Source organism: Kitasatospora griseola, assembly GCF_014648555.1.
GTDB lineage: Bacteria > Actinomycetota > Actinomycetes > Streptomycetales > Streptomycetaceae > Kitasatospora > Kitasatospora griseola.
In genome coordinates this window covers 337,906-361,291 of sequence record NZ_BMRI01000005.1, presented here as the reverse complement: position 1 = coordinate 361,291, position 23,386 = coordinate 337,906, and the positions used below count along the sequence as shown (strand labels likewise).

The following is a 23,386-nucleotide window of genomic DNA, read 5'->3' as shown; positions in this document are numbered from 1 at the left end:
GCCCAGGGAGACTGCCGTGACTCGCTCGAACACCGCTCGTCGTACCGTCGCCGCACTGCTCACCGCGGGGGTGTCGGCGGTCCTGATGACCGCGGCGCCGGCCCACGCCGACAGCAACGACAGCTGCCACCCGTCCGGCGCGATGCCGCGGGTCGGCGTGTTCGGCAACGAGTTCGCCCCGGCGCCGTCCGACCCGCTGGTCCGGGCGCAGGGCTGGGTCGGAGCGGGCCTGGCCTGCTCCCCGATGGGCAGCTTCGGCGGGTACCGGACCGACGCGGGCGGCTACGCGGCGATGGCCTGGCACCTGACCGAGTCGATGGAGCCGTCCGAGCTCCTCTCCACCGGGTCGGTGACGCCGCTCGCCGGCCGTGACGACCTGGCCCCCGGCGACGGACTGCTGAACCCGGCGGGCTTCGGCCACGCGGTGGTCTTCGACCACTGGGCCGACGACGCGCACACCTCCTACCTGGGCTACGAGTTCACCGCGGCGGGCGTGCAGCACCGCACCATCCCCTACCCGTACTTCGCGGGCCAGGGCGATTTCCGGCCGGTTCGCGCGGCGCGCTGACCGACCCGGCCGAACCACCCCACCGAGAACCCACACCGACCAGCACTCGCACGGCAGTTCGCACGCCGTCGGCGGGTCGGCACCGCCATGCCGAAATCGAGAAGGAGCTGTCCCGTGAAACCGCACCGTCGAGCCCTGGCCACCGCGGCCACCGCCCTGGCCCTGGCCGCCACCGCCCTCGGAACCGTCCCCGCGTTCGCGGCGGGAGCGAGCGACGGTGCCACCAAGAACGTCGACTACCTGGGCCGGACGTTCTCGATCCCCGCCGACTGGCCGGTGATCGACCTGTCCGCCGACCCCAGCACCTGCGTCCGCTTCGACCAGCACGCCCTCTACCTCGGCACCCCCGGCGCCGACCAGGACTGCCCGTCCCACGTGATCGGCCGCACCGAGGCGCTGCTGGTCCAGCCGGCCGCCGGCGAGCCGGTCGGCACCACCGTCAACGACACCGGACGGGAGATCGCCGCCGCCGACGGGACGGTGCGGATCACCGCCGCCTACGACACCGACCAGGCGCTGGTCACCGGCATCCTGACCGGCGCCGCGATCCCCGCGAAGGCGCCCGCCAAGGCCGCCGCCCTCGGGGCCAGGGCGCTGACGACCGCGGCCGTTCCGGCGACCAGCACGAACTACACGGGTAAGGGCTTCGACGCCTGCGCCGCTCCCAGCAGTTCCCTGATGGCGGGATGGATGGCCGACTCGCCGTACCGCGCCGTCGGCATCTACATCGGCGGCTCCAACCGGGGCTGCGCCCAGCCCAACCTGACCCCCGGCTGGGTGAGTCAACAGGCCGCCGCAGGCTGGCACTTCATGCCGCTGTACGTGGGCCCGCAGGCCGCCGGCATCAGTTCCCCGGTCGGCCAGGGCGCGGCCGCCGCCGACGACGCGATCAACAACGCGGTCGCCCTCGGCTTCGGCCCGGGCAGCGTCCTCTACTACGACATGGAGGCGTACTCCCCGAGCTACAGCAGCAAGGTGCTGGCCTTCGAGTCGGCCTGGACCGAGCGGCTGCACGCCCGCGGCTACCTCTCCGCCATCTACAGCAGCTCGGACAGCGGCATCGCCGACCTGGCGAACCACGTCTCCTCCTCCACCATGCCCGACGTGGTGTTCTTCGCCCGCTGGAACCGCTCTGCCGACACCAACGATTCGGCGTTTCCCGCCTCGTACTGGGCCGGCCACCAGCGGGTGCACCAGTACTCGGGCAACGTCACCGAGAGCTACCACGGCTACTCGTTGGAGATCGACGCCGACTACCTGGACGTCCAGGTGGCCCAGGAACCCGTTGTGCCGGCCGGTGTGCTCTACCACGACATCCGTTCCGCGAACGGGAGTTGGGACGGCTTCGCGCCGCTCGCCGGAGTGGGCACCCCGACCATGCTGGCCCGTGAGAGCGCCATCACCGGGATGCCGGACGGCACCTCGCAGGTGGTCGGTATCGGCAGTGACGGCAACGTCTACCACGAGAGCCGTCTGACCAACGGCAGTTGGACCGGGTTCGCGCCGCTCGCCGGTGTCGGTACGTCGAACATGCAGGCCTTCAAGGTGGCGATCGCCGGGATGCCGGACGGCAGTGCGCAGGTGGTGGCGATCGGCAGTGACGGCAACGTCTACCACGAGACCCGTCTGACCAACGGCAGTTGGACCGGCTTCGCGCCGCTGGCCGGGGTCGGCACCTCCACCATGCAGGCCCGGGAAGTGGCCATCGCGGCGATGCCGGACGGCAGTGCGCAGGTGGTGGCGATCGGCAGTGACGGCAATGTCTACCACGAGACCCGTCTGACCAACGGCAGTTGGACCGGGTTCGCGCCGCTCGCCGGTGTCGGTACGTCGACCATGCAGGCCTTCAAGGTGGCGATCGCCGGGATGCCGGACGGCAGCGCGCAGGTGGCGGCGATCGGCAGCGACGGCAACGTCTACCACAACATCCGTCTGGCCAACGCGGGTTGGGCGGGCTTCGCGCCGCTGGACGGCGTCGGCACGTCGAACATGCAGGCCTTCGAGGTAGCCATCGCCGGTCTGCCGAACGGGACTTCGCAGGTGCTGGCGATCGGCAGCGACCACCGGGCGTACTCCCGGGTGCGGCTCGCGGACGCCAACTGGACGGCCTTCCAGGCGATGGCGGGCCACGACGGCGCCGCGACCTTCCCGGCCCAGCGGGTGGCGGTCGCCGCGATGCCCGACGGCTCCACCCAGGTGCTCGCCACCACGCTCTGACTCACCCCCGGCGGCGGCCGGCCCCACGGCCCGCCCCGGCCCAGCCCCCAAATGTTCGCCCCACCAGTTTCGGACGGCCCTCCGGGCGTCCACATTCCGAGGAGTTCCACACCATGCGAATCGCACACAAGTTCGGTAAGGCCGGTCTGGCCGCCATGGTCGCGGCCGGCGCCCTGACCACCCTCGCGGCCGGCACGGCGCACGCCGACGCGGCCGGCATCGCCGCCACGGCGAACAGCCAGCTCGGGAACGGCCCGTGCACGCTCGGCGGCTACGGGTACGTCCCCCCGAGCGGGATGGGCAACTCCTGCGACGGAGCGGGCCACAAGCACGAGTCCTGGTGCTCCGACTTCGCGTCCTGGGTCTGGGGCCGCAACGACGTCGCCTTCGTCAAGGAACTGACCGCCTCCGCCGCCACCTTCTACGACTACGGCGTCCGACACGGCACCCTGCACCGGACTCCGCAGGTCGGCGACGCGATCGTGTGGGACTACGACGCCTCCATCGACTGGGCCCGGCACGTGAACCTGGTGACGGCGGTCAACGGCAGCTCGATCACCGTGGTCGGCGGCAACCAGAGCAACAGCGTCACCACCTACACCATCAACAACGCCGGGATCGGAAGCACGTCGTCCACCGGCCAGCGGATCAGCGGCTTCATCTCCCCGATCTTCAACGGCACCACCAGCAACCCCTCCAACCTGCCGGCCGGCACCCTGGTGAAGTCCGCCTCCAACCCGACCGTCAAGGTGATCGTGGGCGGCGCCGGCCTGGCGATCCAGGGTTCCGACGTGGACGCCGACCACTACGACCTCAGCAAGATCGTCACCGTCGGCGACGCCGCGTTCAACGCGCTGCCCGCCGTCCCGCCGAACGGAACCGTAGTGATGGACCAGTCCGGTACCGACAACTCCCGCTACGTGGTCGTCGACGGCGTCGCCCTGAACATCGGCGGCGACGACTGGGTCTCGGGCGGCTACAGCACCAAGCCGCAGATGGGCGTCCCCACTTCCTGGCTGCGCGACGCCACGCAGCGCACCCTGGGCACCGGCGTGGTCGTGCTGGACCAGTCGGGCGCCGACAACAGCCGCTACGTGATGGTCGGCGGCGCCGCGCTGCCGATCACCGGCGCCGAGTGGGACAACGACAACTACGCCGCCCGCCACTCGGTCGGCGTTCCGGCCGCCTGGCTGAAGGCGGCCGCCGCCAAGCCGGTGCCGGACGGGACCGTGGTGATGGACCAGCACGGCGCCGACAACAGCCGCTACGTGATGGTCGGCGGCGCGGCCGCCGCCATCTCCGGCACCGAGTGGGACAACGACGGCTACAACGACCGCCCGCTGATGGGCGTCCCCGGCGCCTGGCTGGGCCGGGCGGCCGCGGCCAAGCCCGCCGACGGAGTGCTGCTGAAGGGCGAATCGGGCGCCGACCCGTCGGTGTACGTCACCGCCAACGGCTCCGCCCTGCCGCTGACCGTCCCCGAGTACAACGACGTCTGGGCCAACCGCGCGACCACCGGCGCCCCGGAGCGCTGGCTGGCCTGGATCGTCGCCAAGCCGCTGGCCAACGGCACGGTCATCACCAATGCCAGCGGACAGGAGGCCACCCGCTACGTGATGGCCGGTGGCAAGGCCGTCGCGCTCAGCGGCGCCGACTTCACCGCGCTCGGCTACGACCAGCAGCCGCTGCGCGGCGTCCCCGGCGCCTGGGAGGCCACCGCGGCCGCCAAGGCCGCCCCGTCCGACGGCACCATGCTCCTGTCGCCCGACAACACCACCGTCTGGCAGGTCGTCAACAACGGCCACAAGCGCCCGATGGCCACGAGCGAGTTCGGCGACGGCGGCTACTCCTTCCTGGACGTGGTCCGCGTCCCGACCGCTCTCACCGCCTCCCTGCCCAACGCCTGATGCCCCACCACAACCCGCCGGCCCCCGGCCGTGGCACCCGCCACGGCCGGGGGCCGGCCCCGTTGTCGGGAGGTTCAGGCGAGCAGCAGCGGCATGTCCCAGTCGTGCGGGGTGCCGCCCGACGCGTACGAGTCGAGGGCGAGCGCGACGCCGGAGGCGCCGTCCAGGTAGCCGGAGACGTCGGAGGCGAACGGCTCGGCGGTCATGGAGAAGCGCAGGCCGAACGGGGCGGCCGGGTCGAACGCGTCGATCAGCCGGGCGGCGATCAGGTCGCGTCGCCGCTCGATCCGCGGGTCCTCGAAGTGCTCGTTCAGACGGCCGAGTTGGTGCAGTGCGCCGGCCCAGCCGTGGCACAGCGCGTGGTCGGTGATGCCCCAGTCGTCGAGCGGGACGGCGAGCAGCCGCTCCACCGAGTCGCGGGCGACCGCCGTCCAGTCGGGGCGGTCCAGCACCGCGCCGGCCACCTGCAGGGCGCGCGAGACGCCGGGCGCCCCGTAGCACCAGGACGGCCAACCGGCGGGCTTCGCCCAGGCCTCCGGGCCGGCCAGGTACTCGTCGAGGTCCAGGTAGCCCGGCCAGTACGGGCCGTGCTCGTCGCGCACCGCCCAGTGCAGCAGCAGCCCGGCGGCGCTCTCCATCGCCTCCTGGTGGCCGGGCAGCCGGATGCCGTCCCGCCAGGCCAGCGCGAGCAGCATCAGCGGGCCTGCGACGCCGTGCGACAGGCCCAGGTTGAGGTGGCCGTCGGGCATCAGGTGCTCGGAGCCGATCCGCGGCGCGTCCAGCGCCCACCAGCGCGGGACGCGCACCCCGCGGTGCTCGGTCTCGCCGCGGGCCAGCTCGATCAGGTAGCCGAGGACGCTCTCCAGCTCCTCGCCGCAGGTCTCGGCGCGGGCCAGCAGGTACCGGCCGACGCCGGTCATGCCGCGCACCACCTCGTAGTGGCCGATGGTGGCCAGCGGCCCGTCCGGCACGGCGGGCAGCGCGGTGTGCACCAACTGCCGCTGGTAGGCGTCCAATCGGTGCAGGGCGGTGGTGTAGCCGCCGGTGGCCCGGTTGGCGACCAGCACGGCGAACGCCAGTGCCCCCGGGCCCTTGAAGATCCCGCTGGGCGTGGTGTCGCCGTCGGCGGCGGCCCGGGTGCCGACGGCGAGCCAGCCGTGCGCCCGCGCCACCCGGTCGGCGCGCGGCCGGGCGCCGCCGCTGAACGCCAGCGACAGGCCCGGACTGCCGCTGCCGAGCGTCAGCTCGACCCACACCCCCTCCGCCACGCCGTCCTCGGCGGCCTCGGCCGGAATCCGGGTGGCGGCCATGGTCGCGGCGGGGTCGGCCAACCGGTCGAGAATCCGGTCGGACACCTCCCCGGCCGCCTCGCGCAGCTCGGACGACGTCCTTGCGGTGGGTTCGGTGACGGTCATCGGGGGCTCCGGGTGGTGAAGGGGCGGGCGGTGGAACTGGGGTGACGCGACGTCACGGTCGGCGATCGGCGTGCGCCCGGCGGCCCAGCAGGGAGCGGGCCGTGCCGCGCAGCACGGCGTAGCCGCGGGACTCGGCGGCCCGGTCGATGCCGAACAAGCGGTTGTGGCGCATGTGCAGCAACGACATCAGGGCCTCGTCCCGGTCGGCCTCCGGTGCGGCGAACAGCCGGCGGCCGAAGGCGCGCGGGGCGGCGGACTCCGTCCAGAGGGTGGCCAGGGCGGGGACGCCGAGCAGTTCGGCGGCGTGCCGGGCGGCGTCGCCGGGGCGGATCAGCCGGTCGGTCAGGGCGCGGTGGCGCTGGTAGACCTGGTGGTCGGCGGTCTTGTCGAACAGGCGGTCGGCCCAGTCGCACCAGTCCCAGTCGCCGAGCGAGTCCAGCAGCACGGCGTGGCCGACGGCGGCCAGCACCTCGTCCGGCACCGCGGCCGCGCCCGCCCGCCGGGCCTGCAGCTGGACGATCGCGGACTGACTGTCCGTCAGGAACAGCTCCTCGGCGTCCTGCAGGGCGTCCGGCCCGAGGTAGCGGTCCGTCTCCGGCCGGTACACGTCCAGCGCCATGGTGCGCAGCGCGCCGGTGTCGATCAGCTTCCGGACGTGCCGGCCGAGGGTCGGCAGGACGCGGCCGGCCAGGGCGGCGGGGTCGCCGTGCAGGCGCAGCCGCAGGTGCGGTTCGGGGTCGCGGTAGCGCAGGAAGAACCAGCGGTCGATGTCGCCGTCGAGGTCGACGAGCAGCCGGGGCAGGTGGTCGGCGAGCAGCGTCTCGTGGGCCGCCGGGTCGGCGTACAGCTTGGCGAACAGCCAGTCCTCGCCGGGCAGATGGATGTCCGTCGGGGCGGTGCGCAGGGCCGGCCGGGCGAGCGGCGGGCGGGTGTCGGCGGCGGGCTCCGGCGCGGGGGTGCGGAACAGCGGGACGACGATCTCGGTGCTGTGGCCGTGGTTCCAGCCGAGTCCGGCGCCGTCAGCGGTGAGGTCCTCGAACAGCTGGAACCGCGGTTCGGGGGCGGTGAGTTCGGCGCGCAGCAGCTCGGTGTCCCAGCTCTCGCGCAGGTCGATCGGGAACATCCGGTCGTTGCTGGCGATCTGCAGCCGGTCGGGCACCCGGTAGCGCTCGCGCCACTCGCGCAGGCCCTCCGCCCAGGCGGCGGGTCCGGCGGTGCGGGCGGCGTCGCGCAGGCGGCGGCCGGGCAGCCAGCGGCGCGGCGTGGTGAGGACCCGGCCGTAGCGGACGGCGGGCAGGTACGGCAGGGTGTCCAGGCCAGCCCAGTCCCAGCCGGACCACACCCGGGGGCGGGCCGCGGCCAGGTCGGACAGGAACCGGGCGACCGGCGGGGCCTGCCCGTCCAGGGCGAGCATGTGCGGGAAGACCGGGACGACCGGACGGCCCGTCTCCGGGTGCAGCAGGCGCAGCCCGTCCTCGCCGGCGGCGACCAGCAGGGTGCGCCAGTCCAGGCAGTGCGGGTCGCCGCGGTCGGCGGGCACCCCGATCGGCAGGCGGTGCGGCAGCAGCTGCGGGACCTGGACGATGTTCAGCGACCGCGGGTCGCGCGGGGCCAGTTCGACCTGGACGGGCAGCGCAGCGTTCTCGGCGGACTCGTCCGGCCCGGCGGCGAGCGCGGCGAGGCCTTCGGTCAGGCCGGCCAGCTCGGCGAACCGGCCGGCGGTGGCGCCGGCCGTCCAGGAGCCGATGTGCGGGCTGCCGAGCAGCAGGAACTCGCCGCGGTCGAGCGCGGCGGTGGAGTCGGCGAGCAGCTGGAAGCAGAGCTCCAGGGTGCGCGGCGGGCGGGTGCTGCCCGGGGTGTGGCCGGCGGCGTCGGCGAGCCGGGCGACGTCGGCGTCGTCCAGCACCAGGTCCCGGTCGGACATCACGGCCTGCTGGACGAGTTCGGCGACGGCGTTGCGGCGCGGCCGGTCGGCGTCGTCGCCGGGCCCGGTGCGGGCGTGCGCGGGCAGCGCGCCGCCGTACTCGGGCGGCAGGCCGAGGCCGCGGTGCGGGTCGGCCAGGTCGCCGAGCGGGACGGCGCTCGCGGTGCCGTAGCGCTCGATGAACCGCTCCCGGTAGTCCCGCAGGTGCTCCAGCGAGGTCCACTCCGGCGTGATCGCCCAGATCGCCTCCGCGTACCGGCGCACTTCCTCGCCGACCGCCTCCGGCAGCACCAGGTCGGCGGGCATCCGCAGGTCGACCTGGACGGGCGGCCGCTCACCGGCCCGGTCGGCCGGGTCGAGCGCCCGGACCTCGCGCAGCAGGGCCCGCCAGGACTCCAGCCCCTCGCCGGGGCGGTCGCGTTCGTGCACGGCCGCGGCGGCGCGCACGGCCCGCAGCCCCTCGGCGGCGCCCGGCACCGCCCCGTCCACGGCGGACTCGATCCGTGCCAGCAGCGCGTCGTCGATCCGGTGCGGGGTGAGCGAGGTGAGCAGGAAGCCGTGCTGGACCAGCCCGGCCAGCACCGTGTCGATCCGTTCGGCGGACAGCTGCGGGAAGCGCTCCACCAGGTCGGCCAGCAGCGCGGCGTAGCCCATAGGCCGGGCCGCCAGCTCGCGCACCCGGGCGACCAGCGCGTTGTCGCGCACCGAGATCTCGCGCTCGTCGGTCTGCCGCAGCAGCCGGCCGTCGCGCAGCACGGACAGGTCGTCGAGCACCACCTCGACCCGGCGGCGGACCTCCGGCACGGCCAGCCAGGCCAGCACCCGACGGTGCAGCCAGCCGCCGTCCAACCGCACCCGGACCTGGCCGGATCCGACGGGCGAGGACTTCGCGGCGGCCCCGAACCGGGCCCGGCCGACACCCGCGAACAGCCCGAACGGGGTGGGCCGGCCGCCCGAACGCCGGGCGTAGCGGGTCAGGGTGCGAGCGGCGCTGACGGTCCGCTTGCGGCCGAGCGCCGCCGCGCCGTCGGGCTCACCGAGACGCTGCAGGCTCAGCGCGAGGCTGCCGCTGGCGACCTCGACGGCCTGCCGCAGCAGCGGGTTCGCGGCCAGCCGGCGCACACCGGGGACGGGGTCGTCCGGGTCGATCAGGGCCTCGGCGCCCGTTCGGGGAGTGCTGGCCATCCGCACCAGCACCGGCTCACGGATCTCGAACAGGGCCTGCTCCGGTCGCACGTTCGTGGTGCCCCTCTAGGTCGGAAACGGCGGGAACTGCGGGGAACTGCGGGGAACTGCGGGGACCGCCGGAAACAGCGGGGGAACGGCGGGAAACACAGAGCGCGGGGCGGGCTGCAGCCCGCCCCGCGCACGTTGCTCACCGACGTGACGTCAGCAGCAGACCGGGCAACGGGTGCCGATCGCGTAGCTGCTCGGAGAGGTGAAGGTGCCCTGGCCGAAGGCCTGGGTCTCCTCCGCGACCTCCGCGATGCGGAGGTCCAGGTCGAGGTCGGTGTCCTGCTGCACGAGGATCTCGTTACGCATGTTCCCCTCCAGAGGGTTCGTCGGTCCGACCGGAGCGGAGCCCCGGCCGCAGCACCGGCCGTGAACGAGCGTTCGCATCCGGTGCCGAGGCCAACTTTTTCCCGGCTTCCCACCATGTGGTGAGTGCTGTCCTGGCCAACCTGGCCGCAGCCGCCCGCCCGGCGCCGTCCCGTCGCCCGCGCGACCCCCGCCACCTGCGGTTCGTCCATCGCCGGGCCGCCGACCGGTCCAGGCCTGGACGGTGCGCACGCTGTCCATTCCGGGGCGGGGCGCCGGTAGCCAGGTTTCAGCAGCGAAAACCATGAACACTCCTGGTCCCGGGTGGTGGACACGAGGAGGACGGGACCCGTGCGACAGGAGTCCGCGACAGGTTCGGCGGACGTTCATCGTTTTGACTCGAACTTTGCCGTCCGACGGCCGGGAATCGATCAATCGGCCGGCCGAGACGAGGCCTGCCGGGCCTCCGGAGCATCCGCCACCCGGTGCACGAACGACGCGGTCAGGAACGCCACCACCGCGCAGACGATCACCAACGGCATCGAATCCGTCGCCTGATCACCCAGCAACGCAGCCGCCAGCACCGTGCTCGTCACCGGCAGCCGGGTGACCGCCGCACTGCTCGCCGCCAACCCCGCCGCCAACCCCGCCTCCACCCCCATCCCCGGCAGACCGCCCACCGCCACCCCCAGCGCCGCACCCAGCAGCACCGCCGGAAAGATCGGCCCGCCCCGCAGTGATCCCAGCGCCACCCCCCAACCCAGCCCCTTGAACACCACCAACGCCAACAGCGCCCCCACCGACCAGGACTGCGGATCCGCCGCCAACTGCCCGAGCGTCGCCTGCCCCGACAGCGCCGCCTCCTCCGGCGACCGGCCCGTCGCCACCGCGTACCCCGTCAGACACAGACCCACCAGCACCGCACAGATCACCGTCCGCACCGCCGTCCGTTGCGCCGTGAACGCCGCGAACCGGTGACCCAGCGTCCGCGCAGCGACCATCACCACCGCGACCAGCACCGCCAACGGCACCCCCCACAGGAAGTCCCCGGCATCCGGCAGCTCCGCCTTCGGCACCTCCGGCAGCGTCAACGCCCCGATCGACAGCCCCGTCCAGTGCCCGAAGCCCGTGAACACCAGCGCGCCCACCCCCGCCGACAGCAGGCACGGCAGGATCAGCAACGTCAGCTGCGGCCCGCCCAGACCCGCCGCCTCGATCATCATCACCGCCGCCACCAGCGGACTCCCGAAGATCGTCGAGATCGCCGCCGTCGACCCGGCCGCACCCAGCATCGGCCCCACCCTCGGATTCGCCGCCCGCCGGGCCCGGCTCACCGCCAACAGCGCCAACCCGCTGCCCACCGCCATCAACGGAGCCTCCGGACCCAGCACCGCACCGAGCGGCAACGAGACCAGCGCCGCCAGCACCACCGACGGCACCTCCACCGGCAGCGTCGGCGGCCCGCCCAACCCGTGCACCGGGATGTGCCCGCCCCGCCCCGGCATCCTCGTCACGATCGGCGCCAGCAGCAGACCCGCCAACGCCAACGCCGGCAGCGCCCACCACCACGGCGCCCGCCCGTACCCCAGGGCCTCCGGCGCCGACTCCCACACCCAGTGCTGCAACTCGTGTTCGAGGCTCACGAAACCGAACGCCGCCAACGAGACCGGCACACCCACCAGCGCGGACACCAACAGCAACCGCCCGTAACCCGGACTGCGCAGCAACTCCCGGATCCCGGCGGCCTGCTCTGCCATCTGCGCTCCCTGATCACCCGGACACACCTGCTCCGACCGTCCTGCGGCCCGCCGCCACCGGCCATCCGGGCGCGCCGAACGGGCGAGCGGCACTCGCGCGAGCCCGCCGCACCGGTCGTACGGTGGATCGAGGGGGCAGCAACCCGGGGGGACCGACCCGAGGAGAACGCGATGCCCGGCTCCATGACCATCAGCCACACCGACGCGCTCGTGATGCTCAGCCACCAGGACGCCGAACGGCTCGCCGGCGTCCTCTCCGGCCTCTCCCGCCTCGCGGCGACCGGCCAGCTCCCCGCCGCCGCGACCGCCGCCCTGTCGGGCGGCGACCCCCCGGACCGCGCGGAACTCGCGACCTGGTGCCACCACCTTTCGGACTACCTGCGCGATCACCTCTGAGATCGGAGGGGCACGGGCAGGTGAGCGCACCGACAGGGGTGCGTGGGGGTACCTCCCGGCCCGCCAGGGCTGGGGGAGAACTGCGCGACAAGCGCACACCACGTCCGTCAGGTCGCGATCAAGTGCAGGTCATTGACCCGCGTCGCGATCTTGCTGGTGGGTGCCTTCCGCTTCGCGCAGTTCCCCGCGCCCCTGGTTTCGTGCCCGCAGGGCCTTTCGCGCCGGTAAGTTGGAAGTATGGAGCTGTCGTGGGTGACCGTGGACACGCCGTTGCCGAGTGGGGCGATGAAGTTCGGGGTGACGGCGAACGGGGTGGCCGCGGCGACGTACGCGGGGGAGGTCTTCGCGGGGAAGCCGGTGGGAGTGCCGGAGTGCGGGGACACCCGGGCGCGGGCGCTGGTCGAGGCCCGGGTGGGGGAGTACTTCGCCGGGCGGCGGCGGGATTTGGGGCTGCCGATCGACTGGCGATACGCGACCGGGCCCCATCTGACGGTGCTGCGTTGCCTGTTCACCGAGGTGGAGTACGGCAAGGCCATCACGTACGGTGAACTCGCCGCCCGTAGTGGGGTGTTCGAGGATCTGTCCGGTCCTGGGCTGCCGGCCCGGACGGTGGGGCAGATGATGGGGGCCAATCCGCTGCCGCTGCTGGTGCCGTGCCATCGGGTGGTGGCGGCGGACGGGCTGGGCGGTTTCGGCGGGGCCTGGCACGGGGTGGAGACGAAGCGGTGGCTGCTCACCCTGGAGGGCGTGCTGCCGCCGACCCTGGACTGGGACGGGCCGGCGGACTGAGCCCGCGGGTCAGCGGATGGCGGCGGTCGGCAGCAGCGCCTCGTCGAGCCGCTCCAGCGCGGGGGCCGTGGACTGCCGCGGCAGGACGGCCTGGACGCCGGAGACCAACGTGTACTCGCCGAGCGCGAGTTCGGCCGTCGGCGGCAGCAACGGGCGCGCACCGAGGGCGAGTTCGAGCGCGGCGGCGGGCAGGTTGAGTCCGCAGAGCCGGAGTTGGTGCAGGCCGCCGGACGGGCGGGTGTTGATGTCGAGGATCACGGGGCGGCCGTCGGGCTCGTGCCGGAACTGGACGTTGGAGAGGTGGCCGACGCCGAACTGCTCGACCAGGCGGCGGGCCGGCTCCAGGTAGCAGGGGTCGACGGTGAAGCTCCGGCGGCGGCCCTGCTTGGTGCGGCCGACGGCGGCGAGCAGCCGCCCGTCCTGGTCGGCGAGGCAGTCCACCGACACCTCGGGGCCGTTCAGGTAGGGCATCACCAGCAGGTCGGCGGGGGCGGTGGAGGACATCAACGCGGCGAGAACCAGGTCGAGTTGGACCCGGGCGTCGACGTACCCGGCGAGTCGGCGGAGGCTGAACGGCTCGCGGGTGAGGATCCGGAAGCCCTCACCGCCGGCGCCGCTCGCGGGCTTCAGGCAGGCCGTCGCGCCGGTGGCCTCGATCTCCTCGACGGCGACCAGGAGTTGGGCGGCGGTGTCGGCGTGCCGCCACAGCGGGGTGGGCAGGCCGGCGGCGTCGAGGGCGCGGTAGCCCTCCGCCTTGCTGTCGAACAGGGCGATCGCGGGTGCGGGCGGGCAGATCAGCGCGGTGCCGAGCGCCTCGAACTCGCGGCGGCGCAGCGATATCGCCAACTGGTGCAGCCGGGGCAGGAATACGTCCACCCGGTGACGGGCGCAGAATTCCAGCGCGAATTCCACGTAACTCTCGGCGGACGGCAGGTCCGGTTCCAGCAGCCCGAGGTCGGCGGCGGCGAGCACCGGGGAGTCGGGGTCGACGTGGGTCGCCAGGACGTGCACCGGGCGCGGCGCGGACCGCAGCAGCTCGATGAAGAAGACGTTCTCGGCGTAGGTGCGGTTGAGCCAGACGCGGACGGGCGCGGTCACGGAAGGTCTCCCTGGAGAAGGGCGTGCCGATGGGAGGTCATCACCGACCGGTTCGCCTGCGCTGTGGCGGCGGTCACCATGCGGTGTGGGGGCCACCTTAGCGCTGTTCCGGGGCGGTTCGAACAAGGGGGCGGTGAGCTGCGCGGACGCTTCGAAACCGGGGTTCGGCGGGGTCTTCGGGAGCGCCCGGCGGGGCGTGCGGGAGGACGCCGGGAGGCTTGGGCGGACCGAACGGCGATCGGATCCGCGCACTGGTCGCACCGTTCGGCTCGCACACCTGAATCACCCGCACGAGTGATTGCCGCGCCCCCTGACCGACCGTCAGCATGGTTGCCGCCAACCGCCGTCGACACGATCACGAGGCCCTCGGAATGACGACCGAAACCACCGCCGGAATTCCCCAGACGAGGCCGCAGAGCAGCCTCTCGGTGGCGGCCGCCAAGAATCTCGCGTCGACCACCAAGTCGGCGCCGCAGATGCAGGAGATCAGCAATCGCTGGCTGTTGCGCGCACTGCCCTGGGTCGAGGTCTCCGGCGGCACCTACCGGGTGAACCGGCGGCTGTCGTACGCGGTGGGCCGGGGCCGGGTGAGCTTCGTGCAGACCGGTCGTCAGGTCTCGGTCGTGCCGCCCACGCTGCGCGAGGTGCCGGTGCTGCGCGGCTTCGAGGACGACGCGCTGCTCGCCGAGCTGGCCGGCCGGTTCGTCCAACGGGACTTCGCGGCGGGCGAGTTGCTGATCGAGCAGGGCCGCGAGATCAACGAGGTGTACCTGGTCGCGCACGGCAAGGTCGAGCGGATCGGCACCGGCCGGTACGGCGACGCCACCGTGCTCGGCACCTTCGCCGACGGCGACCACATCGGCGACGAGGCGCTCACCGTCGCCGACCGTCGTTGGCCCTACAGCGTCAAGGCCGCCACCGCCGGCACGGTGATGGTGCTGTCCTGGCCGGCCTTCCAGGAGCTGGTGGACCGCTCCGAGGCACTGCGCGACCAGATCCTCGCCTTCGTTGCGGACTCCCGGCTCCCGCAGAACCGCAAGGGCGAGGCGGAGATCGGCATGTCGGCCGGCCACGAGGGCGAGTACGACCTGCCCACCGCCTTCGTCGACTACGAACTCGCGCCCCGCGAGTACGAGTTGAGCGTCGCGCAGACGGTGCTGCGGGTGCACAGCCGGGTCGCCGACCTCTACAACAAGCCGATGGACCAGACCGAGCACCAGCTCCGGCTGACCGTCGAGGCCCTGCGCGAGCGCCAGGAGCACGAGCTGGTCAACAACCCGGAGTTCGGCCTGCTGGCCAACGCCGAGTACAGCCAGCGGATCCAGACCCACTCCGGCCCGCCCACCCCCGACGACATGGACGAACTGCTCTGCCGTCGCCGCAGCACCAAGTTCTACCTCGCCCACCCGAAGGCGATCGCCGCCTTCGGCCGCGAGTGCAACCGCCGCGGCCTGTACCCGGAGACGGTGCAGGTGGACGGCAAGACGGTCCCCACCTGGCGCGGCGTCCCGATCTACACCTGCAACAAGATCCCGGTGGTGAACGGCTCCACCTCGATCCTGGCGATGCGCGTCGGCGACGACAACCAGGGCGTGATCGGCCTGCGTCCCGGCAAGCTGCCCGACGAGGTCGAGCCCGGACTGAACGTCCGCTTCATGGGGATCGACGAGAAGGCGGTCATCTCCTACCTGGTCAGCGCCTACTACTCCGCCGCGATCCTCGTCCCGGACGCCATCGGCGTGCTGGAGAACGTGGACGTCGCCAACTGGCACGACTGACCGGGCGGCGGGCCCGCCGTCCCGGGCCCGCCCCGCCGACCGCACCGGCACTCGGCCGGCGCGGAGATCCGCCCGCCCCGCACTCGGGGCGGGCCCAGGGGGAGGACTCACCATGGCCATCACCGTGTTCGAACGCGAGCAGCCCGGCGGGGACACCCCGCTCGTCGACGGCTCCCGCGACACCGCCGAGGCACTCGCCCTGCTCGGCCGGGCCCGCACCGTGGTCGACCCGGCCCTGCGCGCCGCCGTGGACACCCTCCCGGACTCGATGCGGCAGATCGCCGGCTACCACTTCGGCTGGCTGGAGGCCGACGGCACCCCCGGCGCGGCCGGCGTCGGCAAGGCCATCCGCCCCGCGCTGGTCCTCGCCGCGACCCAGGCCGTCGGCGGCCGTCCGCAGGACGCCGTCCGGGCCGCCGCCGCCGTCGAACTCGTGCACAACTTCACCCTGCTGCACGACGACGTCCTCGACCGCGACCACACCCGCCGCCACCGCCCCACCGCCTGGCGGGTGTTCGGCACCACCGGTGCGATCCTGGCCGGCGACGCCATGCACTCGCTCGCCCTCCGGGTGCTCGCCGAGGACCCCCACCCCGCCGCCGCGGCCGCCGTCCGCCGCCTCGCCGACTGCGTGGTCGAACTCTGCGCCGGACAGCAGGCCGACTGCTCCTTCGAACAGCGCTCCGACGTCACCCTCGCCGAGTGCCTCGCCATGGCGGAGAGCAAGACCGGCGCCCTGCTCGGCTGCGCCTGCGCCCTCGGCGCGCTCTACGCGGGCGCGGACGCCGCCACCGCCGACGCGATGGACGCCTTCGGCCGCGAGATCGGCCTCGCCTTCCAACTGATCGACGACCTGATCGGCATCTGGGGCGACCCCGCGGTCACCGGCAAGCCGGTCGGCGCGGACCTGGCCGCCCGCAAGAAGTCCCTGCCGGTCGTCCACGCCCTCTCCTCCGGCACGGCGGACGGCGCGGAACTCGCCACGCTCTACGCCTCCGGCCGCCCGCTCAGTCCTGCGGAGCTGGCCGCCGCCGCGACCGCCGTCGACCGCGCGGGCGGCCGTGCGTGGGCACAGGGCGAGAGCTGCGAACGGATGGCCGCCGCGATCAGCCACCTGGCGGTGGCGGTCCCGGACCCGACCCGCACCGACGAGCTGCTCGCGCTGGCGGAGCTGGTCACGCGGCGCAACTACTGAGGGCCGGTGGGTACAGAAGCAGGGAGCGCACCAGCAGGGGTGCGGGAGATCCCCCCACGCGCCCCTGATCTGTTCAGCCCTTGAGCAGTGCGTCCTCCTTCTGCGGGTCGATCCCCAGCGGGGTCTCCAGCTGCCGGTAGGCGACCTCGTCGCGGCCGCCGGATTCCAGCCAGGCCCAGGTGTCGGAGACGGTCTCGGCGAGGGGGCGGATGCGCAGGCCGGCGGCCGTCGCGGTCGAGGGGTCGGCGTGCCAGGTGCCGTGCCAGCCTTCGGTGACGGGGGCCCAGAGGGGGAGTTCCACCCAGGGGGAGACCTCGGCGGCGAGCAGGGTCGCGTCGGGGGTCCAGACGAACTCCGCGTCGGAGCCCGTCGCGGAGCGGCACGCGTCGAGGAACGCTCCCATCGTCGCCGAGCCGATCGGCGAGGTGGTGACGAAGCGCCCGGTCGCGCGCTTCTCGGCGAGGTCGAGGCCGAACGAGGCGAAGTCGCGGGCGTCGATCAGGCTGAGCGGGTTCTCGGGGGCGCCGGGGGCGAGTACGCGGCCGCCGCGGGCGATCCGGTCGAGCCACCAGGGGAGGCGGCCGATCGGCTCGTGGGGGCCGATCAGGAGGCCGCAGTTGAGGATCGCCGCCGGGCCGAAGTTGTCGAGCAGGGCGCGTTCGCAGCCGGCCTTGAGGGCGTTGGCGAACGGCTGGTCCGGTCCGACGTCGCCGGCGCAGTCGAGGGTGGGGGAGTCGGCGTCCACCGGGTGGGCGGGCCAGTCGGCGAAGGCGTGGACGGAGGAGACGAAGCCGTAGTGGCCGGCCCGGTCGCGGAGCAGCCGGGCGGCGGTGGCGACGTCGTGCGGCTGCTGGCCGGAGGTGTCGATCACCGCGTCCCACTGCCGGCCGTCGACCAGTCGGTGCAGGTCGTCGAGCGAGGTGCGGTCGCCGTGGACGGCCTCCACGCCGGGCAGGTCGGTGCGGCTGACGCCGCGGTTGAAGGTGGTGACGCGGTGGCCGCGGGCGAGCGCCTCGGCGGCGTAGGCGCGGCCGAGGAACTTGGAACCGCCGAGCAGAAGGATGTCCATGGGTGCAGCGTGTCCGGTCGGGCGGCCGGCCATCCGCACTCTTCGCTGTCGGCAGAGGAGAAAGGTCGGCCGGCGGTGTGTCGGAGGGTCGCGGCGACGGTCGGGTGGAGGGCCGCATAGCATCCCCGGTGTACCGGTATGTCTGAATGATCCCTTTTCGGGGAGAAGGGTGGACGGCATGGGCGGCCCGGCCAGCGGGGATCCGGCGGCGGTCCGGCGGACGGCGGCGCAGGCGTGGATCCGGGGCTACCCGATGCTGGCGAACTACGGGACGCTCCACGTGCAGGCGATCGACGACGCGGACCCCCGGTACGTCGGGGGTTTCGGCGTGTTCCGGCACTTCTCGCGCCCGTTCACCCCGGCCGACACGGACGTGGTGACGCCGAACAACGACACCCCGTACTCGTGGGCGTGGCTCGACCTGCGGGCCGAGCCGTGGGTGCTGGAGGTGCCCGCCACCGAGCGGTACCACGTGCTGCCGGTGCACGACCTGGACACCGCGTACGCGGGTTTCGTCGGCACCCGGACCACCGGCAGCGGCGGCGGCCGTCACCTGATCGCCGGCCCCGGCCACCGGGCGGATCCGCCGGACGGCTTCGACACGGTGGTGCGGACGGACACCAACCTGGCGGGCATCGTCGCCCGGACGTACCTGGCCGGGCCCGCCGACGTGTCGGAGCTGCAGCGCGTGCAGGCCGGCTACCGGCTGAAGCCGCTCAGCGAGCACCTGGGCACCCCCCGGCCGGTGGCGGCCGAGCCGGTGTGGCCGGTGTGGCGCGGCGATGAGGTGCTCGGCACCCTGGAGTTCTTCACCTTCCTGGACTTCCTGCTGGGCTTCTTCCCGGTCCTGCCCGCCGACGCCGAGCTGCGCGAACGCCTGGCCGAACTCGGCGTCGGAACGGGCGACTTCGAGCCCGCCGCACTGTCCGCCGAAGTCCGGAGGGCGATTCTCGCGGGGATCGCCGACGGCCGCGAGCAGCTGGCCGCGGCGGCGCCGGGCGCGGCCACCGGGAGCGTCCTGTTCGGCACCCGCGAACAGCTCGGCACCCGCTACCTGGACCGCGCGTGCGGCGCGCTCACCGGCCTGTACGGGCTGCCCGCCGAGGAAGCCTGGTACGGCGGCTGGGAGTCCGAGGCGGGCGGCCGGCTGCCGGCCGTGCTGCGGTTCGGTCCGGGCCGGCTCCCGCCCGCCCGGTACTTCTGGTCGGCGACCATGTACCGCTTCCCGGAACGGCAGTTGGCGCCCAACGACATCGACCGGTTCTCGATCGGCGACCGCACCCCCGGCCTGGTGTACGCCCCCGACGGCTCGCTGACCCTGTACCTCCAGCACGAACGCCCCACGGACCCGGCCGAGTCGGCGAACTGGCTGCCCGCCCCGGCCGGCCCCTACCAGGTCGTGGTGCGCGCGTACGGGCCGAAGCCCGAGCTGTTGAACGGCAGTTGGCGCCTGCCGATGCCCACTCCCCGCTGAACCCGCAGAAAGGACGTCCGCCATGGTTGACGCCACGCCCGAGATGCTGGCCGCCGAGGCCTTCGTGTACGGCTACCCGCTGGTCGCCGACCTGACCATGGTGGACACCATCCACCGGCGGGGCATGGGCTCGATCCCCCCGACCGAGTGGAACACCTTCGGGCACGGCGCCGAACTGGCAGGCCCCGACTCGCACTTCGTGTCGGTGAACAACGACACGGTGTACTCGGTCGCCCCGCTCGACCTGTCCGGCGGCCCGCTGCTGCTGCACGTCCCGGACTCCGCCGGCGCCTACTACGTGCTGCAGTTCATCGACGCCTGGACCAACAACTTCGCCTACCTGGGCCGCCGTTCGTCCGGCACCGCCGAACAGACCTGGCTGATCGTCCCGCCGCACTGGCGGGGCACCCCGCCCGAGGGCGTGCCGGTGATCGTCGCCCCGACCCTTGTCGCGGCGATCGCGGCCCGCCACGCCTGCGCCGGACCCGAGGACCTGCCCCGGGTGCGGGCCCTGCAGGACAAGTTGACGCTCACCCCGCTCGAAGCGGGCCGGGAACTCGCCGGACTGCCCGAGCCCGCCGACGGCGTGCCCGAGGAACTGGGGTTCCTGGAGCGGCTGCGGGTGTGGATGGCCGCCTTCCCGCCCGCCCCCGCCGACGTCGAGTTCCAGCACCGCTTCGCCCCGATCGGGCTGCTCGACCGCGGCCGCTCCCCGTACCTGGACGGTCCCGCCGACTGGGCGCGGTCACTCGCCAAGGGCCTGGCCGCGGGCCGCGAACGCGTGGAGGCGGCGAGCGTCGGCACCGTCGAGCCCACCGGCGAATGGACCGCCAACCTGCACCTGTTCGACTACAACCTGGACCACCTCGGCCCCGGCACCCGCGACGAACCGCAGTGGAAGGTCGCCGACCGCCGCGCCACCTACCTCACCCGCGCCGTCGCCGCCCGCACCGGCCTGTGGGGCAACCACGCCTACGAGGCCACCTACGCCACCACCTACCACGACGCCGAAGGCCACCCGCTGGACGGCGCCCGGGCCTACACGCTGCGCTTCGAACAGCCGCCACCGGTCGGCGCGTTCTGGTCGGTGACGATGTACGACACCCCCGAGTACCTGCTGGTCCCCAACGACATCGACCGCTACTCGATCGGCGACCGCACCCCCGGCCTGGTGCACGCCCCCGACGGCTCCCTCACCCTCTACCTCCAGCACCGGCAGCCCACCGACGCCGACGAATTCGCCAACTGGCTGCCCACCCCGTCGTCCGGCTTCCGACCGATGGCGCGGATGTACCAGCCGCAGGACGCGGTCCTCGACGGCAGCTACCGGCTCCCGCCGATCAAGCCTCGTTGAGATGGCAGGCGGACGCGAAACCAGGGGCGCACCTGCTCGCTCCGTCAGGACGGCGTGGCCGACGGGCTCGGGCTCTCCGTGGGGGACGGGGACGACGACGGCGACGAGGAGCCGCCGGGTGTCGGCACCCCGCGGTGGTCGGTGCCGCCCTCCAGGGTGACCACGGCGGTGGACGGGGCCAGTGCCAGGTGCGCCGTCCAGCGCGATTGCGGGGCGCGGGACTCGTCCACCGTCACGATGACGGTGATCCGCTGGCCGGGCGCGAGGGTGCCGGAGTCCCGGCTGAGGCGCAGCCAGTCGACGTCCAGGACGGCGTGCCAGGTCAGCGGGCGGTCGCCGGAGTTGGTCAGGGTGAGGACGGTGCGGCTGCCGTACTCGCCGGCCTCGACGGTCAGCTGCTCCCGGGCGGCGGTCGGCGGGGCGGGCTCGGCGGTCGGGGGCGGGCCGGACGGCCGGGTCGGGCCGGGCGAGGGGGCCGCCATCACCGGGCCGTGCGTCGTCGGCAAAGACGTTTCTGCGGCGATCGCGCCCGCCAGTTGCAGGGAGCTCACCGCGGGCGGCAGCGCCACGGCCGGCGGCTGCGGATCCTGCTGGTCCATCGGCGCGTCGACCCGCACCGAGGACACCGCCGCGGTGCGTCCGTCCGGCCCGCCGCCCTGGTGCGCGCTCCACAGCGCCACCACCGGCGCGGCCAGCACCGCCGCCAGCACACCCGTGGTCACCACCCGCTGGCGCACGGCCGAGCCGCGGACCGGCACCACCACCCGGTGCCGGGGGAAGCCTCGCCGGTCGAACTGCGGCTCACCGCCGGCCAGGCCCCGCGCGGCCCGCCGGCCGGCCGCCGCGCCGGACAGGAACGCGGTGCCGCCCCCCGGCGGCGGAATCGGGCGCAGCCTGGTCGGGGCCGTCAGCAGCGGCAGGCCGGGCAGCCCGGCCAGGCCCTGCCCGAGCTGCCCGGCCACTCGTTCGGCGGTGCCCCGGCAGGTCGGGCACTCCACCAGGTGGTCGACCAGTTCCCGGCGGAGCGCCGCGCCGAGCACCCAGCCCCGCCAGGACTCCGCGCCGGTCCCGCCGAGCTGCGCCAGCTGCGGGCAGGAGCCCACACCGAGCACCAGCAGCGCCGTCCTGGTCCGGCCGACCTCGGCGCCCGCGGCGTCCAGCAGCACGGCGACGGCCTCGCCGGTCAGGCCGAGCACCGCCGCGACCTCGGCGGCGTCCAGCCGGTGACGGACCGCCAGCTCCAGCGCCTCGCGCTGCTCCGGGTCGGTGCCGGCCGCCTCCGGCCAGGCCAGCGAGGCGAGCTCGTGGGCGGTGCCGGGCGCGAGCGGCGCGGCGGCGGGGCCGGCGCCGTTCAGCCGGGCCAGGCAGCGGTGCCGGGCCAGCGCGTACAGCCAGGCGCGCAGCAGCGCGGGTTCGGTGAGCCGGTCGCCGTGGCGGCGGGCCAGGTCGCGGACCTCCAGCACGGCGGTGGTGGCGGCGTCGTGGTCGCAGAGCACGGACAGGCAGTAGGTGAACAGCCCGTCGACGCTGGCGCCGTACGCCCGCAGGGCCGGGGAGGGGTCGACGGGGTGGAGCTGGCCGGTGGTCACGTCATCGACGGTAGGCAGCTCAAACCCTCCGCCCGGTGGGTTTGCGCCGCTTGTCCTTCTTTCGGGTAACACCACCGCTTCCTTGTTCGCCTGGTTGACGCCAAGCATTGACCTCGCCCGTTGACGCCCGGCCCGTCGACGCCCGGCCCGTCGACGCCCCGTCCGCCGTCCGCGGGCCGCCGTTCGCCGAGGACTGTCGGTGCGAGGCGCTACCGTGGCGCGCATGGCTGCCCGTACCAAGACCACCTCCAAGCCGCGCCCGGCGTACCGCTGCACCGAGTGCGGCCACCAGATGCCCAAGTGGGTCGGCCGCTGCCCCGAGTGCAACGCGTGGGGGACGGTCGAGGAGTACGGCGCGGTGCCGATCCGCACCACGGCGGCCGGGCCGGTCTCCGCGCCGGCCAAGCCGATCGCGCAGGTCGACGGCCAGGTGGCCACCGCCCGTTCCACCGGCGTGCCGGAGCTGGACCGGGTGCTCGGCGGCGGCCTGGTGCCGGGCGCGGTGGTGCTGCTGGCGGGCGAGCCGGGCGTCGGCAAGTCCACCCTGCTGCTGGACGTCGCGGCGAAGGCCGCCACCGACCGGCACCGCACGCTGTACGTCACCGGTGAGGAGTCCGCCGGGCAGGTCCGGCTGCGCGCCGACCGGATCAACGCGCTCTCCGAGCACCTGTACCTGGCCGCCGAGCAGGATCTCGGCGCGGTGCTCGGCCACATCGAGGCGGTCAACCCGGGCCTGCTGATCCTGGACTCGGTGCAGACCATCGCGTCCGCCGAGCTCGACGGCGCGCCCGGCGGCCCCGCGCAGGTCCGCGAGGTGGCGGGCGCGCTGATCCGGGCGTCCAAGGAGCGCGGCATGGCGACGCTGTTGGTCGGCCACGTCACCAAGGACGGCCAGATCGCCGGCCCCCGCCTGCTGGAGCACCTGGTCGACGTGGTGCTGTCCTTCGAGGGCGACCGGCACGCCCGGCTGCGGCTGATCCGCGGCGTGAAGAACCGCTACGGCGCGACCGACGAGGTCGGCTGCTTCGAGCTGCACGACGAGGGCATCGTGGGCCTCGCCGACCCGTCCGGCCTGTTCCTGACGCGCCGTGACAAGCCGGTGGCCGGCACCTGCCTGACCGTCACCCTGGAGGGCAAGCGCCCGCTGGTGGCGGAGGTGCAGGCGCTGATGGTCGATTCGCAGATCCCCTCGCCGCGGCGCACCACCTCGGGCCTGGAGTCGCCGCGGATCGCGATGATCCTGGCGGTGGTGGAGCGGCACGGCGGCGTGAAGCTCGGCAAGCAGGACATCTACACCGCCACGGTCGGCGGCGTGAA

17 protein-coding genes are annotated in these 23,386 nt (G+C 73.8%); 10 read left to right on the top strand and 7 right to left on the bottom strand.

What is annotated here, in order from left to right:
* Positions 1–16: 16 nt before the first annotated feature.
* From IEZ12_RS09515 to IEZ12_RS09505, 3 genes are all read left to right on the top strand, one after another.
* Positions 17–568, top strand: a complete 552-nt coding sequence (locus IEZ12_RS09515; protein WP_189271586.1) for a hypothetical protein — start codon at positions 17–19, stop codon at positions 566–568.
* 114 nt (positions 569–682) lie between these two features.
* Positions 683–2,785, top strand: coding sequence for a glycoside hydrolase domain-containing protein (locus tag IEZ12_RS09510; RefSeq protein ID WP_189271585.1), 2,103 nt, complete (start codon positions 683–685; stop codon positions 2,783–2,785).
* Between the two features lie 113 nt (positions 2,786–2,898).
* On the top strand, positions 2,899–4,692 hold the full coding sequence (locus tag IEZ12_RS09505) for a CHAP domain-containing protein (RefSeq protein WP_189271584.1): 1,794 nt from the start codon (positions 2,899–2,901) through the stop codon (positions 4,690–4,692).
* Positions 4,693–4,766: 74 nt separating this feature from the next.
* On the opposite strand, the gene IEZ12_RS09500 is transcribed toward IEZ12_RS09505, so the two are convergent.
* The 4 genes from IEZ12_RS09500 to IEZ12_RS09485 all read right to left on the bottom strand — a co-directional run bounded on the left by IEZ12_RS09500 (position 4,767) and on the right by IEZ12_RS09485 (position 11,327).
* Positions 4,767–6,107 (bottom strand): lanthionine synthetase C family protein, encoded by a 1,341-nt coding sequence (locus tag IEZ12_RS09500; protein WP_189271583.1) that lies wholly within the window; start codon positions 6,105–6,107, stop codon positions 4,767–4,769.
* A gap of 52 nt (positions 6,108–6,159) precedes the next feature.
* On the bottom strand, positions 6,160–9,216 hold the full coding sequence (locus IEZ12_RS09495; protein WP_189271613.1) for a lantibiotic dehydratase: 3,057 nt from the start codon (positions 9,214–9,216) through the stop codon (positions 6,160–6,162).
* A gap of 204 nt (positions 9,217–9,420) precedes the next feature.
* Positions 9,421–9,573, bottom strand: a complete 153-nt coding sequence (gene lanA, locus IEZ12_RS09490; RefSeq protein ID WP_063856615.1) for an SCO0268 family class II lanthipeptide — start codon at positions 9,571–9,573, stop codon at positions 9,421–9,423.
* Between the two features lie 428 nt (positions 9,574–10,001).
* A complete protein-coding gene (locus IEZ12_RS09485) occupies positions 10,002–11,327 on the bottom strand; it encodes a chloride channel protein (RefSeq protein ID WP_189271582.1) in 1,326 nt (441 codons plus the stop codon).
* A 171-nt stretch (positions 11,328–11,498) separates the two neighbouring features.
* Here IEZ12_RS09485 and IEZ12_RS09480 point away from each other — a divergent pair, with 171 nt between their 5' ends.
* Together IEZ12_RS09480 and IEZ12_RS09475 are read left to right on the top strand one after the other, a co-directional pair.
* Positions 11,499–11,723 carry a hypothetical protein gene (locus IEZ12_RS09480; RefSeq protein ID WP_043914874.1) on the top strand — a complete coding sequence of 75 codons (225 nt, stop codon included), beginning with the start codon at positions 11,499–11,501 and terminating at the stop codon, positions 11,721–11,723.
* 237 nt (positions 11,724–11,960) lie between these two features.
* Positions 11,961–12,512 (top strand): methylated-DNA--[protein]-cysteine S-methyltransferase, encoded by a 552-nt coding sequence (locus IEZ12_RS09475; RefSeq protein ID WP_189271581.1) that lies wholly within the window; start codon positions 11,961–11,963, stop codon positions 12,510–12,512.
* Positions 12,513–12,521: 9 nt separating this feature from the next.
* Here the strand turns inward: IEZ12_RS09475 and IEZ12_RS09470 are convergent, their stop codons facing one another.
* Positions 12,522–13,610, bottom strand: coding sequence for an ATP-grasp domain-containing protein (locus IEZ12_RS09470; protein ID WP_189271580.1), 1,089 nt, complete (start codon positions 13,608–13,610; stop codon positions 12,522–12,524).
* Positions 13,611–13,981: 371 nt separating this feature from the next.
* Here IEZ12_RS09470 and IEZ12_RS09465 point away from each other — a divergent pair, with 371 nt between their 5' ends.
* Together IEZ12_RS09465 and IEZ12_RS09460 are read left to right on the top strand one after the other, a co-directional pair.
* The gene (locus IEZ12_RS09465) at positions 13,982–15,388 is read left to right on the top strand and encodes a family 2B encapsulin nanocompartment shell protein (protein WP_189271579.1); all 1,407 of its coding nucleotides are present in this window, start codon (positions 13,982–13,984) and stop codon (positions 15,386–15,388) included.
* A gap of 112 nt (positions 15,389–15,500) precedes the next feature.
* Positions 15,501–16,583: a family 2 encapsulin nanocompartment cargo protein polyprenyl transferase gene (locus tag IEZ12_RS09460; RefSeq protein WP_189271578.1), complete on the top strand. Its 1,083-nt coding sequence runs from the start codon at positions 15,501–15,503 to the stop codon at positions 16,581–16,583.
* A 73-nt stretch (positions 16,584–16,656) separates the two neighbouring features.
* Here the strand turns inward: IEZ12_RS09460 and IEZ12_RS09455 are convergent, their stop codons facing one another.
* Positions 16,657–17,652, bottom strand: coding sequence for an NAD-dependent epimerase/dehydratase family protein (locus IEZ12_RS09455; RefSeq protein ID WP_189271577.1), 996 nt, complete (start codon positions 17,650–17,652; stop codon positions 16,657–16,659).
* A gap of 178 nt (positions 17,653–17,830) precedes the next feature.
* On the opposite strand from IEZ12_RS09455, the gene IEZ12_RS09450 reads away from it, so the two are divergent.
* Together IEZ12_RS09450 and IEZ12_RS09445 are read left to right on the top strand one after the other, a co-directional pair.
* Positions 17,831–19,126 (top strand): DUF1254 domain-containing protein, encoded by a 1,296-nt coding sequence (locus IEZ12_RS09450; RefSeq protein ID WP_189271576.1) that lies wholly within the window; start codon positions 17,831–17,833, stop codon positions 19,124–19,126.
* A 22-nt stretch (positions 19,127–19,148) separates the two neighbouring features.
* Complete coding sequence (locus IEZ12_RS09445) at positions 19,149–20,480, top strand: DUF1254 domain-containing protein (protein WP_189271575.1); 1,332 nt, start codon at positions 19,149–19,151, stop codon at positions 20,478–20,480.
* 44 nt (positions 20,481–20,524) lie between these two features.
* Here IEZ12_RS09445 and IEZ12_RS09440 read toward each other — a convergent pair whose 3' ends face one another.
* Positions 20,525–22,069, bottom strand: a complete 1,545-nt coding sequence (locus IEZ12_RS09440; RefSeq protein WP_189271574.1) for a BACON domain-containing protein — start codon at positions 22,067–22,069, stop codon at positions 20,525–20,527.
* Positions 22,070–22,292: 223 nt separating this feature from the next.
* On the opposite strand from IEZ12_RS09440, the gene radA reads away from it, so the two are divergent.
* The coding region (radA, locus tag IEZ12_RS09435; protein WP_229847363.1) for a DNA repair protein RadA at positions 22,293–23,386 on the top strand (1,094 nt) is incomplete at its 3' end.

Bases quoted from the DNA above. Each gene is read 5' to 3' on its own strand.
- IEZ12_RS09505 (WP_189271584.1), top strand. From the start codon at position 2,899: ATGCGAATCGCACACAAGTTCGGTAAGGCCGGTCTGGCCGCCATGGTC.
- IEZ12_RS09475 (WP_189271581.1), top strand. From the start codon at position 11,961: ATGGAGCTGTCGTGGGTGACCGTGGACACGCCGTTGCCGAGTGGGGCG.
- IEZ12_RS09450 (WP_189271576.1), top strand. From the start codon at position 17,831: ATGGGCGGCCCGGCCAGCGGGGATCCGGCGGCGGTCCGGCGGACGGCG.
- IEZ12_RS09480 (WP_043914874.1), top strand. From the start codon at position 11,499: ATGCCCGGCTCCATGACCATCAGCCACACCGACGCGCTCGTGATGCTC.
- IEZ12_RS09485 (WP_189271582.1), bottom strand. From the start codon at position 11,327: ATGGCAGAGCAGGCCGCCGGGATCCGGGAGTTGCTGCGCAGTCCGGGT.
- lanA (WP_063856615.1), bottom strand. From the start codon at position 9,573: ATGCGTAACGAGATCCTCGTGCAGCAGGACACCGACCTCGACCTGGAC.
- IEZ12_RS09495 (WP_189271613.1), bottom strand. From the start codon at position 9,216: ATGGCCAGCACTCCCCGAACGGGCGCCGAGGCCCTGATCGACCCGGAC.
- IEZ12_RS09500 (WP_189271583.1), bottom strand. From the start codon at position 6,107: ATGACCGTCACCGAACCCACCGCAAGGACGTCGTCCGAGCTGCGCGAG.
- IEZ12_RS09460 (WP_189271578.1), top strand. From the start codon at position 15,501: ATGGCCATCACCGTGTTCGAACGCGAGCAGCCCGGCGGGGACACCCCG.
- IEZ12_RS09455 (WP_189271577.1), bottom strand. From the start codon at position 17,652: ATGGACATCCTTCTGCTCGGCGGTTCCAAGTTCCTCGGCCGCGCCTAC.
- IEZ12_RS09465 (WP_189271579.1), top strand. From the start codon at position 13,982: ATGACGACCGAAACCACCGCCGGAATTCCCCAGACGAGGCCGCAGAGC.
- IEZ12_RS09445 (WP_189271575.1), top strand. From the start codon at position 19,149: ATGGTTGACGCCACGCCCGAGATGCTGGCCGCCGAGGCCTTCGTGTAC.